Here is a 12,000-nt window from a genome sequence, read left to right as displayed (position 1 = left end):
TCGGTCGTGGAGAGATGCCTGACCCAGGCGATCCGGCCGCACGGTTGCTGGCCGTGCTGCTCGACGACGTGGATCAGCGGCGCTCCTCCGTGTCGATGACACCATCGACATAGCCTCTGGCGTATTCCCAGCTGACGTAGTCGGCCGGGTCAGGGTGGAAGGCCGGCTCGTGGACCTGCGGCTGGCCCTTCTCGATCATCTGTCGCAGGTTGCCGCGCAGCAGCTCCCAGTCGAAGAAGTGCTGCTCGCCGCATTCGGGGCAGTCGAGCACGAGGCCCAGCACTCCCTGCGGTTCGAGCAGGGAGCGGAAGACCTCGACGTCGGCGAGGTCGGTGATGGCCTCGTCGCGTTCGGCCGCGGTGAGTGGTTCGGCGTCGTCTAGGGCGCCCATCGCCGAGGAAGGGTCGTTAGGGTCGTCCGCGAACGGGTCGCGGGGGACGTCTTCCAGCACCTTCCCACCATATGACCGATGCGGCCCGAGCGGTGGATATTACCTCAGCCATCCGCGCCTGGCGGCCTCCACGCCTGCCTGGAAGCGCGATTGGGCGCCCAATTCGGCCATGGCGCCGGCGAACCTGGCGCGTACCGTCCTGACCGAGATGCCGAGCTGGCGGGCTATCGACTCGTCGCACAGGCCCTGGGCGGCCAGGCGCAGCACCTGCGCCATCCCGTCGATGCCGCGCCCCCACGGCAGGGGCGTGGCGCGGCCCCACAACTCGTAGAAGAGCGCGCGGAGCATGCCCACCACGATCGGCGTGCGTACGAGGTAGAAGTGGTAGGCGTGGTCGGGCAGGTTGCCGCCCCAGAACGCGGGCAGGCCGGCCACGTCGGCGCCGGCGGCCATGAACCAGGTCGGCACGCGATCCAGCGTGCGCACCTTGCCGCCGGCTTCGACCAGGCGGGTCAGCAGATCGCGTACGCCTGGGAGTGTCAGTGCGGAAACCGGCAAGATCACATGAACGGCAAGAAGATTTCGATGCTGCGCATCAATCCATGGATCCGCAAATTTACGAGCAAAATCGCTCATCGTTCGTTCATCCGGGATTGCTGTGTGCAATTCCAGCGTCGGTGACTGCACGGCCATGCCGACCACGCTTTCGAACAGGACGTCGGCCCCGTTCAACATCTCCACCGTGAATGGACCGCTCTGGTAGTCGCGTCCGGCGTCGTAGTCGTGGATCAAACCCCGGATGGAGGCGAGCGCCGAATCGATCATCCGGCTCTCCTCGGCCAGCCGATCGAGCCGCTCGGCGATCACCTGCCCGAGCGCCGCCGCGGGGTGGCGGGCCAGGTATTCGCCCGACCGTTCGTCCACCACGCCCAGCTTGACCAGGTCGTCGAGCTGGCTGGTGACCTTCTCGACGGGGCCGTCGATGGCCTGCGCGAGGTCGGTGCGGGTGGCTCTGTGCAGGCGCAGCACCGTCGAGTAGAGAGCCCTCTGGGCAGGGTCGAGGCCCAGCGTCTCGTAGGGGTCAGACGCGGCTCTGGGCTCGTTGCGCATCGTGGGCGGCTCCGTAGGGGGGACACGGGCGTGCCGCGAGAATAACGCCGCATTGCGCCCGTGTCCGCTCGTTCCGCCGACTGGCCGGGGGAGGTGTGCAACTTCGTGCAGTTGCACGTTTTGACCTTGCGATGTGCCGGTGAGTGACCCAGGCTTTACCTAGCGTCGGCATCCCGAAACAGGCATGGCTGCGCCGCCCATCAGGACGCGGAGGGGGGTTCGGTGGTGCGTACGCGCCGCCACGCCTGGATGCCGGTGGCTGGGGGATGGGACGGGTCACCGACCGTTCATCGCCCAGCGCTGTGAGATGCCGGGAGTACGACGGACCGTGGGGGTCATCGTGCTCCCGGCGCCAGCGCCGAGCCGTGAGGCCGGGAAGACTTTCTCCCGCGCCGGGCCCGAGGCCATGAATGCGCTTTTGGAGGCAGGCCCTAGACTTGGCTGCATCAGCGCATCGGCAGGAGGGGCCGCAGCATGTCCAAGTTCACCGAGACCGGTCTGACCTTCGACGACGTGCTGCTGGTGCCCGGCTATTCCGATCTCCAACCAGGTGACGCCGACACCAGGTCCCGCCTGTCCCGCGGGGTCACGCTGTCCATCCCGCTGGTCTCCGCCGCCATGGACACCGTGACCGAGGCCCGGATGGCGGTCGCCATGGCGCGGCAGGGCGGCATCGGCATCCTGCACCGCAACCTGTCGGTCGACGAGCAGGCCCAGCAGGTCGATCTGGTCAAGCGCTCGGAGGCCGGCATGGTCACCAATCCGGTGACGTGCAGCCCCGATGACACGCTGGCCGACGTCGAGCGCTTGTGCGCGACCTACCGGATCTCGGGGGTGCCCGTCACCGACGTGTCGGGCACGCTGGTCGGCATCGTGACCAACCGCGACATGCGCTTCGAGACCGACCAGTCGCGGCCCGTGCACCAGGTCATGACCAAGATGCCGCTGGTCACCGCGCCGGTGGGGGTGTCGCGTGACGACGCCTTCGCCCTCCTCAGGAAGAACAAGATCGAAAAGCTGCCCCTCGTCGACGCGGAGGGCAGGCTGCGCGGCCTGATCACGGTCAAAGACTTCACCAAGAGCGAGCAGTACCCTCTCTCCACCAAAGACGCCGACGGCCGGCTCATCGTGGGGGCGGCCGTCGGCGTCGGCGGTGACGCGGAGGTGCGGGCCAAGGCGCTGATCGAGGCCGGGGTCGACGTGGTGGTGGTCGACGTGGCCCACGGCCATTCCAAGGGCCTGGCCGAGATGATCGCCAAGATCAAGGCCAACAGCAAGGTCGAGGTCATCGGCGGCAACATCGCGACCAGGGCGGGCGCGCAGATGCTGGTCGACGCGGGTGTCGACGCGGTCAAGGTGGGCGTGGGCCCTGGCTCCATCTGCACCACGCGGGTGGTCGCCGGGGTCGGCGCCCCGCAGGTGACCGCCATCCACGAAGCCTCCAAGGCGTGCGCGCCCGCGGGCGTGCCGGTGATCGGCGACGGTGGCCTGCAATACTCCGGTGACATCGTCAAGGCGATCGCCGCCGGCGCCGACACGGTCATGCTGGGCTCGCTGCTCGCGGGGTGCGAGGAGTCGCCCGGCGAGCTGATCTTCATCAACGGCAAGCAGTTCAAGTCCTACCGGGGCATGGGCTCGCTCGGCGCCGTACGCAACCGCGAGCGCGGCGGCGCCTCCTTCAGCAAAGACCGCTACGCCCAGGCCGACGTCGGCGGCGAGGACAAATACATCCCCGAGGGCATCGAGGGTCAGGTGCCCTATCGCGGACCGGTGGCGGCCGTCGCCCACCAGCTCATCGGCGGGCTGCGCCAGGGCATGTGGTACGCCGGCTGCCGCACGATCTCGCAGATGCACACCGACTGCGAGCTCATGCCGATCACGGCGGCAGGTCTCAAGGAGAGCCACCCCCACGACATCCAGATGACGGTGGAAGCTCCGAACTATCACAGAAGGTAAGTTGATGACTCAGCAGGTGGAGATCGGCCGGGGCAAGACCGGGCGGCGGGCATACTCGCTTGACGAGATCGGGCTGGTGCCCTCGCGGCGCACCCGTGACCCGGAGGAGGTCTCGATCGCCTGGCAGATCGACGCCTACCGGTTCGAGTTGCCCGTGGTGGTCGCCCCCATGGACAGCGTGGTCTCGCCGGCCACCGCCATCGCGATCGGGCGGCTGGGCGGGCTGGCCCCGCTCGACCTCGAAGGGCTCTGGACCCGCTACGAAGACCCCTCGCCGCTGGTGGAGGAGTGCGCGGCGCTCGACGCGGCGGCGGCGACCAAGCGGCTGCAGGAGATCTACGCGGCGCCGATCCAGGAGGAGCTGATCGGCCGGCGGATCGAGGAGATCCGTGCCTCCGGGGTCACGACCGCCGTGCGGCTGTCGCCGCAGCGCACGGTCCAGTACCACAAGGCCGTGATCGACGCGGGCGTCGACATCTTCGTCATCCGCGGCACGACCGTCTCCGCCGAGCACGTGTCAGGGCGGGCCGAGCCGCTCAACCTCAAGCAGTTCATCTACGAGCTCGACGTGCCGGTCATCGTGGGCGGCTGCGCGACCCACACGGCCGCCCTGCACCTGATGCGCACCGGCGCGGCGGGGGTGCTGGTCGGCTTCGGCGGCGGCGCCTCCCACACGACGCGCAACGTGCTCGGGGTGGCCGTGCCGATGGCCACCGCGATCTCCGACGTCGCCGCGGCCCGGCGCGACTACATGGACGAGTCGGGCGGGCGCTACGTGCACGTGATCGCCGACGGCGGAATGGGCACGTCGGGCGACATCGCCAAGGCCATCGCCTGCGGAGCCGACGCCGTGATGGTGGGTTCGCCGCTGGCCCGTGCCGCGGAGGCGCCCGGCCACGGGTTCCACTGGGGGTCCGAGGCGCACCACCCCGATCTGCCCAGGGGGCGGCGGGTGGAGTTCGGGACGGTGGGGACGCTGGAGCAGATCCTGCACGGGCCGTCGAGCGTGGCCGACGGCTCGATGAACCTCATGGGCGCGCTCAAGCGCACCATGGCCTCCACCGGCTATTCCGACATCAAGGAGTTCCAGCGAGTCGAGGTCGTGGTCGCCCCGACTCATCCCTGACCAGTCACCGTCCCGTCACCGCGGCCCTGCCCGCCCGGCCGCGGTGAAGCTAGTGTTTCGGGCATGGAATCCCTCGAAGAGAGAATTGCCCGGCTGGAGACGCAGATCGCCTACCTTCAGCGGCACCTCGGCATCGACCCCGCGCTGATCGACTCCGTTGACCAGGGTTCGCAGTTGCCGCCCGACTTCTACGTGGCGTTGCGGAAGGGGAAGACGATCCAGGCGATCAAGATCTACCGTGAGGCCACCGGGGCGTCGCTGCTGAACGCGAAGAACGCGGTCGAGCAGATGGAGCGGCAGGTCTCCGGCCGGAGGTGAGCTGTTCCGAGGCTGAGCGGGTCTTCCGGGAGGAGTACGGCCGGGCCGTCGCCGTGCTCGTCCGCTCCTTCGGCGACATCGACCTCGCCGAGGAGGCGGTCCAGGAGGCCTTCACCGTGGCGGTGCGCCAGTGGCCGTCCGCGGGGCCGCCGCCGAGCGCGGCCGGGTGGATCATCACCACCGCGCGCAACTGGGCCATCGACCGGCTGCGCAGGGAGTCGGCGCGGTCCGGCAAGCACGCGCAGGCCGCGCTGCTGAACACCGCCGGCGAGCCGGTCGAGCAGGGTCCCGTGCGGGACGACCGGCTGCGGCTGATCTTCACCTGCTGCCACCCCGCGCTCGCGCCCGCCGCCCGGGTGGCGCTGACGCTGCGGCTGCTGGGCGGGCTCGCGACGGCGGAGATAGCCCGCGCGTTCCTGGTGCCCGAGCCGACCATGGCGCAGCGGATCGTGCGGGCCAAGCGCAAGATCAGGGACGCGGGCATCCCTTACCGGGTCCCGTACGAGGCCGACCTGCCCGAGCGGTTGCGGGCCGTGCTCGCCGTGATTTACCTGATCTTCAACGAGGGGTACACGGCCAGCTCGGGTGACCGGCTCGTCCGCGACGATCTCTGCGCGGAGGCCATCAGGCTGGGGCGGTTGCTCGCCGGGCTCATGCCGGAGGAGCCCGAGGTCATGGGGTTGCTGGCGCTGATGTTGCTGATCGAGTCGCGGCGCGCCGCGCGTACGGGGCAGGCCGGCGAGCTGGTGCCCCTGCCCGAGCAGGACCGGACGTTGTGGGACCGGGCGCTCATCGACGAGGGTCAGGCCATCGTGCGGTGGTGCCTGGAGCGGGACCGGCCGGGCCCCTACCAGATCCAGGCTGCCGTCAACGCCGTGCACGGCGACGCGCGAACCGCCGAGGACACCGACTGGCGGCAGATCGTGCAGCTCTACGACCTGCTGACGGACTTCGATCCCGGGCCGGTCGTGGCGGTGCACCGGGCGGTCGCCGTGGCCGAGGTGGAGGGTGCGGAGGCGGCGCTGAAACTGCTGGACGGGCCGGCGGCGGACGACTATCACCTGTTCCATGCCGTACGCGCCGATCTGCTGCGGCGGCTGGGACGCGAGAGGGAGGCGGCCGAGGCGTACGCGGCGGCGATCGAACGGGCGGGCAACGAGGTGGAGCGGGACTTCCTGCGGAGCAGGGCGGGAGGGCCCTTCCGCGGGTGATCCGCGAGACCGCCCGGCGTGCGTCAGCGGGTGTAGGTCGTCAGGAGAATGCCGCTGCTGAACGTCTCGGCGCCGGTCAGGGTGAACGTCGTCGGCCGGAACCCGCCGTGGAAGGCGGGGATGCCCGCTCCCGCCACCACCGGGTAACACTTGACGATCAGCTCGTCGATCTCGGGCAGGAGTTGTGCGGCCACGTTGCCGCCGCCGCACAGCCAGATGTCGAGCCCGTCCTCCTGCTTCAGCCGCCGCACCAGGCCGAGCGGGTCGTCCGCCACCAGCTCGACGGCCGGCTCGTCGACGCTCTTGATGGTGCTGGAGATGACGTACTGCTTCATGTGGGCGTAGGGGCTGGTCACGCCCGCCGGCAGGCCGAGTTCGTACGTGCCTCTGCCCATGATCACGGTGTCGAACCGCTGGTTGGGGGCGTCGATGCCGGCCTGGGCCCGGAGCTGGGTGGGCACCGTCTCCGGCATGCGCGTGTTGATCCAGGTCGCCAGGTCGTCGGCCACCGGGTAGAAGTCGTATTCGCCGTTGGGCCCTGCGATGTAGCCGTCGATGGAGGTCGCGACGTAATACGTGAGCTTGCGCAAAACTACTCCTTTTAAAGTACTATGTCTGAAGTGCTTCAAACATAGTACTACAAATGGAGTGATGTCAAAATGGTCAGGCAGAACGTCGCCCGGCGGGCGGCACTGGTCGATGCCGCGATCGAGGTGCTGGCCGAGGAAGGGGCCCGCGGGCTGACGTTCAGGGCGGTGGACGCCCAGGCCGCCGTGCCGACCGGCACCGCGTCCAACTACTTCGCCAGCCGCGACGACCTGCTGACCCAGGCGGGCGGCCGGATCTACGAGCGGCTGCAGCCCGACGCCGCGACCATCGCGGCGAGCCTCGACGGGCCGCGCGACCGCGGCCGGGTGACCGCGCTCATGCACGAGCTCGTCGACCGCATCTCGGCGTTCAGGTCGGGCTATCTGGCGCTGCTGGAGCTACGGCTGGAGGCGACCAGGCGGCCCCGCCTGCGCGAGGTGCTGACCGAGCGGATCCGCGCCGACGTCGAGGCCAACGTGCGCCATCACCGCGAGGCGGGCCTGCCCGGCGACGACACCACCGTGGTGCTGCTCTACCTGGCCCTCAACTGGCTGATCGTCGAGCGGCTGACGCTGCCGGACGTGTTCGGCGAGGGGGAGGTGCACGCGCTCGTGAGCGCCGCCGTCGAACGGCTGCTCCCCTAGCATGCGGGGATGGCTGATCATCGGCACACGCACGAGCTCGTCCAAGAAGGCGATCTCATCACCAAGCGGTACGTGGACGGCAAGCCAGGCGCGGCCGAGCGCGAATGGCGGGCGCTGACCCTCCTGGCCGAGCACGCTCCGGGGCTGGCCCCCGAGCCCGTGGCCTTCGACGGCCGCTCGGTCACGATGACCAGGATCGACGGGCTGCCGATGCGCGGGATCGAGGTGCGGGCCGAGCACGTCGCCGCCATGGCCGAGGCGCGCGCCCGGCTGCACGCCGCCATCCCGTACGGAGTCCTGCGGGACGTTCCCGTGCGCCCGTGGTCGAACACGGCGGTCGCCGACTGGATCAGGCGACGCGCCGCGGCCTGGCAGCCCAGGGGACCGCTGGACGGCAAGGCCGTCGACGAGGGATCGCGGTGGCTGGAGAGCTGGTCGCCGGGCGAGTCGGGGGTCACGCCCGCGTTCGGCGCGGGAGACGGCAACCTGGCCAACTTCCTGTGGGACGGTTCCCGCGTCCGCCTGGTCGACTTCGAGGACTCCGGGCGCAGCGACGTGGCGTACGAGGTGGCGGAGGTGGCCGAGCACGTGTCGATGTGGGTGGACGGCGAGGTGGAGATCGCGTCCGCGTTCGGCCTGAGCCCGCAGGAGGAGCGGCGGACCCGCGAGCATCGCAGGCTGCACGCCCTCATGTGGTTGTTCCTGCTGTCCCGCGACTCCCCCGACTCGCCGCGCAACCCGCCCGGCACCTTCGAGCGGCAGGCCGAGCGGGTGCTGGCGCGGCTGGGAGCGTGAGCGCGCCTCAGCCCGTGAGCACGCCCAGCAGGTGCGTGACCTCCCTGGACACCGCGTCGCGCCCGGCCTTGAGATATTTCCTGGAGTCGACGACCCGCTCGTCGTGGGCCAGATAGTCGCGGACGGCGCCGGTGAACGCCTTGTTCAGGTGGGTCGCTATGTTGATCTTCTTCATGCCCTTCCCGACGGCCTCGCGCAGCACGTCGTCAGGCACCCCCGACGAGCCGTGCAGCACGAGCGGCACCGGTACCGCGGCCCGCAGCTCGGCGATGAGCTCCAGGTCGAGCACCGCGTCCTTGGACGTCATGGCGTGCGAGGTGCCCACCGCGACGGCCAGCGCGTCGACGCCCGTCCTCGCCACGTAGTCGACGGCCTCATGGGGTTTGGTGCGGGCGCCCGGCGCGTGCACGCCGTCCTTGCCCCCGACCTCGCCCAGCTCGGCCTCCACCCACACGCCGCGCTCATGGCACCAGGCGGCCACCTCGGCCGTGGCGGCGACGTTCTCCTCGTCGGGCAGGGCCGAGGCGTCGTACATCACCGAGCCCAGGCCGAGCTCCACCGCCTCCTCCACGAGCGCCCTGTCGGTGGCGTGGTCCAGGTGGACCGCGACCGGCACCTCGGCCCGGCGGGCGACCGCGAGCGCGGCCAGCGCGACGGGCTCCAGCGCGCCGTGGTAGCGCACGCAGTTCTCGCTGATCTGCAACACGACCGGCAATCCCAGCGCCTGCGCGCCGGCCACGATGGCGGTGGCGTGTTCGAGCTGGATCACGTTGAACGCGCCCACCCCTGCGGGCGACTGGCTGACGATGTCGCCGATGGCGGCGAGGGGCATGGCACGTGCTCCTTTACGTGATGATGATCTTCGGTTGGATGTCGGCGTACACGTCGGGGTCGAAGTCGCCGGCCACGGGCGCGGCCACGGCCGCCGCGCCCAGTGCCGCGGCCCGCCTCAGCCTGTCCGGCCACGGCGCCCGCTCCACCAGCCCCAGCGCCAGCCCGGCGACCAGCGAGTCGCCCGCCCCGGTCGGATTTCCCCCCACGGTGTACGGCATGCGAGCCCTGAACGTTCCCTCCCCGGTGACCGCCAGCAGCCCGCCCGCGCCCATGGACACCACCACGGCCTCGGCCCCCCGCTCGCGCAGCGCCTGGGCGCTCTCGGCGGGGTCGCCGCCGGGCACCGCCCTGGCCAGCTCCTCCGCGTTGGGCTTGACGACGGAAGGGCGGCCCTCGGGCGCGTGGCGCAGCGGCTCGCCGTCGGCGTCGACGATCGCGGGCACGCCCTTGCCGGCCGCGATCGCGGCGAGGGCGGCGTACGTGTCGAGGGGCACGCCGCGCGGCAGGCTCCCCGACAGGACGACCGCGTCGGCGGCGGCCACGAGCGGCTCGTAGCGCCGCACGAAGCTCTCCAGCTCGCCGGGGGTCACCTCGGGCCCGGGCTCGTTGAACAGCGCCGTACGTTGTGTCCCGGCCTCGCCCGCACCGGCGGGTGCCTCCGTGACGGCCAGGGTGGTGCGGGAGTCGGCGGCGATGGGGGTCAGGGCGCTCGGCAGCCCGGCCGCGCGCAGATCGCCTTCGATCGCCTGCCCCGTCGGCCCGCCCGCCAGGCCGGTGACCAGCACCTCGTGGCCCAGCGTCGCCAGCACGCGGGCCACGTTGACACCCTTGCCGCCGGCCCGCCGGTGCACCGCGCCGACCCGGTTGACGCCGTCCCAGTCGACCTCGGGGAGCCGGTAGGTCACGTCGAGCGCGAGGTTGAGCGTCACGGTGAGGATCATCCGGGCTCCGTCACCCAGACGCCGTCCTTCATCACCCCGCTCACCTCCAGCGCGTCGGACATCACCACCAGGTCGGCGGCCTTGCCGACGGCGATCGAGCCGATCCGGTCGGCCAGGCCGAGCACCCGCGCGGGCGTCAGCGAGGCCACCTGCACGGCGTCGGGCAGCGACATGCCCACCTCCCGCACGCTGCGCCGGAACGCGACGTCCATGGTCAGCGTGGAGCCCGCGATCGAGCCGCCCTCGACGAGCCTGGCCACGCCGCCGTCCACGCGCACCGCCATCGAGCCGAGCACGTAGTCGCCGTCGCCGAGGCCGGTGGCCGACATCGCGTCGGTGATCAGCGCGGTCCGGCCGGGGCCCGCCACCTCGTAGGCCAGCCGCAGCATGGCTGGATGCACGTGCACGCCGTCGTTGATCAGCTCGATCGTCACCCGCTCGTCGTCGAGCAGCGCGGCGATCGGCCCGGGGGCGCGGTGCCCGAGCGGCGGCATCGCGTTGTAGAGGTGGGTGGCCACGCTCGCGCCGGCCTCGATGCCGGCGATGGCCTGGTCGTAGCCGGCGTCGCTGTGGCCCACGGCGGCGATCACGCCCTCGGAGACGGCCAGCCGGATCGTGTCGAGCGCGCCGGGCAGCTCGGGCGCGATGGTGACCATGCGCACATGGCCGCGCCCGGCCTTGACCAGCTCGGCGAACTCCTGCGGCGAGGGCTCGCGCAGCAGCGCGGGGTCGTGCGCGCCGCAGCGGGCCCTGGAGATGTAGGGGCCCTCGAAGTGGATGCCGGCCAGCAGCCCCTCGTCGCAGAGCTCGGCCAGCGCCGACGCCGCCCTGAGCAGGTTGTCCGGGGTCTCGGTGACCAGGCTGGCCATCGTGGTGGTGGTGCCGTGGCGCCGGTGCAGCGCCACGGCGTCACGGGCCCGGTCGAGCTCGCCGGCCGGGAAGGAGCCGCCCGCGCCGCCGTGGTTGTGGATGTCGACGAATCCGGGCACGACGTGCTTCCCGCCCACGCTCAGGCCGGGACCGGGGGCGGATCCGTGGCCGACATGCGTGATGCGGCCGTCTTCGATGGTCAGCCACCCCTCGTGAACTCCCGCGGGTGTCACGATCCTGGCGTCGGCAAGAGTAAGGCTCATGGAGACAGAATCACAGATCGCGTGAGGTGCATGGGTTCGTCGGGGTTCAGCTGCTGGGCGAACGCGCGCGCGACGGCCACCCGCTGGGCGCGGATCAGCTCGGCCATGGGGTCGAGCCCGCTCTCGAAGAACGTGCCGCCCGCCCGCTCGACCTGCTCGCGCAGGCCGGCGGGCGCGGTGCCGAGCATCCAGGTGACGCGCCCGGGGCCGGCGATGCTGATCGGGCCGTGCCGATATTCCATCGCCGGGTACGCCTCCGTCCACGAGCGGGACGCTTCGCGCATCTTCAGCGCGGCCTCCTGGGCCAGCCCGACCGTCCAGCCGGCGCCGAGGAAGCTGAACTGCTCGGCCTTGACCAGCTCGTCGGGGAGCGGCGCGGCCACGGCCTGCCCGGCGTCCTCGATCGCCTGGGTGAGGTCCTCGCCGAGGCTGGCCCGCAGCAGGGCCAGCTGCGTGGTGGCGAACCTGGTCTGCACGACCGAGCGCTCGTCGGCGTAGTCGAGCACGACGACCTCGCCGGCGGCCCGCATGATCGGCGTTTCCGGGTCGGCGGTGATGGCCGTGGTCTTCGTGGCGGGGCTGGTGCGGGCGAGCAGCTCCAGCACCTCGGTGGTGGTGCCAGAGCGGGTCAGCGCGAGCACGCGGTCGTACGAGCGGCCGGAGGGCGCCTCGGAGGCGGCGAAGGCGTCGGTCTCGCCGTGCCCGGCCCGCTCCCGCAGCGCCGCGTACGCCATCGCGATGAACCATGACGTGCCGCAGCCGACGACGGCCACCCGCTCCCCGTGGCGCGGCAGCGCGTCGGCGGGAACGTTCGCGACGGCGCGGCGCCAGCAGGACGGCTGGGACGCGATCTCGGCCTCGGTATGGCTGGTCACCACGTGCCTCCCCATGATTGATTATTTCTGCGTTTTTTATACCAGGTAAGAGCATAAACGGACACTGGTGGCTCCGGC

General features: G+C 71.1%; 13 protein-coding genes. 6 read left to right on the top strand and 7 right to left on the bottom strand.

Going from position 1 to position 12,000, the window contains the following annotated elements; genetic code table 11:
• Positions 1 to 73: 73 nt before the first annotated feature.
• Together ACZ6SA_RS09620 and ACZ6SA_RS09615 are read right to left on the bottom strand one after the other, a co-directional pair.
• On the bottom strand, positions 74 to 451 hold the full coding sequence (locus ACZ6SA_RS09620; RefSeq protein WP_090930411.1) for a DUF5319 domain-containing protein: 378 nt from the start codon (positions 449 to 451) through the stop codon (positions 74 to 76).
• 39 nt (positions 452 to 490) lie between these two features.
• A complete protein-coding gene (locus ACZ6SA_RS09615; protein ID WP_465827414.1) occupies positions 491 to 1,501 on the bottom strand; it encodes a helix-turn-helix transcriptional regulator in 1,011 nt (336 codons plus the stop codon).
• 474 nt (positions 1,502 to 1,975) lie between these two features.
• Between ACZ6SA_RS09615 and guaB the strand changes: the two genes are divergently transcribed.
• The 4 genes from guaB (at position 1,976) to ACZ6SA_RS09595 (ending at position 6,112) form a co-directional block, all read left to right on the top strand.
• The gene (gene guaB / locus ACZ6SA_RS09610; protein ID WP_347646513.1) at positions 1,976 to 3,457 is read left to right on the top strand and encodes an IMP dehydrogenase; all 1,482 of its coding nucleotides are present in this window, start codon (positions 1,976 to 1,978) and stop codon (positions 3,455 to 3,457) included.
• 16 nt (positions 3,458 to 3,473) lie between these two features.
• Positions 3,474 to 4,583: a GuaB3 family IMP dehydrogenase-related protein gene (locus tag ACZ6SA_RS09605; protein ID WP_443153148.1), complete on the top strand. Its 1,110-nt coding sequence runs from the start codon at positions 3,474 to 3,476 to the stop codon at positions 4,581 to 4,583.
• Between the two features lie 63 nt (positions 4,584 to 4,646).
• Positions 4,647 to 4,901, top strand: coding sequence for a hypothetical protein (locus ACZ6SA_RS09600; protein WP_347646515.1), 255 nt, complete (start codon positions 4,647 to 4,649; stop codon positions 4,899 to 4,901).
• On the top strand, positions 4,898 to 6,112 hold the full coding sequence (locus ACZ6SA_RS09595; RefSeq protein WP_347646516.1) for an RNA polymerase sigma factor: 1,215 nt from the start codon (positions 4,898 to 4,900) through the stop codon (positions 6,110 to 6,112). The genes ACZ6SA_RS09600 and ACZ6SA_RS09595 overlap by 4 nt, the downstream gene beginning before the upstream one ends.
• A gap of 23 nt (positions 6,113 to 6,135) precedes the next feature.
• Here the strand turns inward: ACZ6SA_RS09595 and ACZ6SA_RS09590 are convergent, their stop codons facing one another.
• Entirely contained in the window at positions 6,136 to 6,702 is a 567-nt protein-coding gene (locus ACZ6SA_RS09590) for a dihydrofolate reductase family protein (protein WP_347646517.1), read from the bottom strand.
• Positions 6,703 to 6,771: 69 nt separating this feature from the next.
• Between ACZ6SA_RS09590 and ACZ6SA_RS09585 the strand changes: the two genes are divergently transcribed.
• The gene (locus tag ACZ6SA_RS09585) at positions 6,772 to 7,344 is read left to right on the top strand and encodes a TetR/AcrR family transcriptional regulator (protein WP_347646518.1); all 573 of its coding nucleotides are present in this window, start codon (positions 6,772 to 6,774) and stop codon (positions 7,342 to 7,344) included.
• A 9-nt stretch (positions 7,345 to 7,353) separates the two neighbouring features.
• Positions 7,354 to 8,139, top strand: a complete 786-nt coding sequence (locus tag ACZ6SA_RS09580; protein ID WP_465827410.1) for a phosphotransferase family protein — start codon at positions 7,354 to 7,356, stop codon at positions 8,137 to 8,139.
• A 7-nt stretch (positions 8,140 to 8,146) separates the two neighbouring features.
• Here the strand turns inward: ACZ6SA_RS09580 and ACZ6SA_RS09575 are convergent, their stop codons facing one another.
• From ACZ6SA_RS09575 to ACZ6SA_RS09560, 4 genes are read right to left on the bottom strand one after another with little or no spacing between them, the layout of a single operon-like run.
• Positions 8,147 to 8,971, bottom strand: a complete 825-nt coding sequence (locus ACZ6SA_RS09575) for a class II fructose-bisphosphate aldolase (protein WP_347646520.1) — start codon at positions 8,969 to 8,971, stop codon at positions 8,147 to 8,149.
• A 13-nt stretch (positions 8,972 to 8,984) separates the two neighbouring features.
• Positions 8,985 to 9,914: a 1-phosphofructokinase family hexose kinase gene (locus ACZ6SA_RS09570; RefSeq protein WP_443153120.1), complete on the bottom strand. Its 930-nt coding sequence runs from the start codon at positions 9,912 to 9,914 to the stop codon at positions 8,985 to 8,987.
• The gene (nagA, locus tag ACZ6SA_RS09565) at positions 9,911 to 11,047 is read right to left on the bottom strand and encodes an N-acetylglucosamine-6-phosphate deacetylase (protein WP_347646522.1); all 1,137 of its coding nucleotides are present in this window, start codon (positions 11,045 to 11,047) and stop codon (positions 9,911 to 9,913) included. The genes ACZ6SA_RS09570 and nagA overlap by 4 nt, the downstream gene beginning before the upstream one ends.
• Complete coding sequence (locus tag ACZ6SA_RS09560) at positions 11,044 to 11,922, bottom strand: SIS domain-containing protein (RefSeq protein ID WP_465827407.1); 879 nt, start codon at positions 11,920 to 11,922, stop codon at positions 11,044 to 11,046. Before ACZ6SA_RS09560 ends, nagA begins: the two co-directional genes overlap by 4 nt.
• Positions 11,923 to 12,000: the final 78 nt, after the last annotated feature.

This window comes from Nonomuraea sp. NPDC049378 (genome assembly GCF_055586745.1).
The sequence above is the reverse complement of the archived record's forward strand: the minus strand, read 5'-3'. Positions and strand labels throughout refer to the sequence as shown.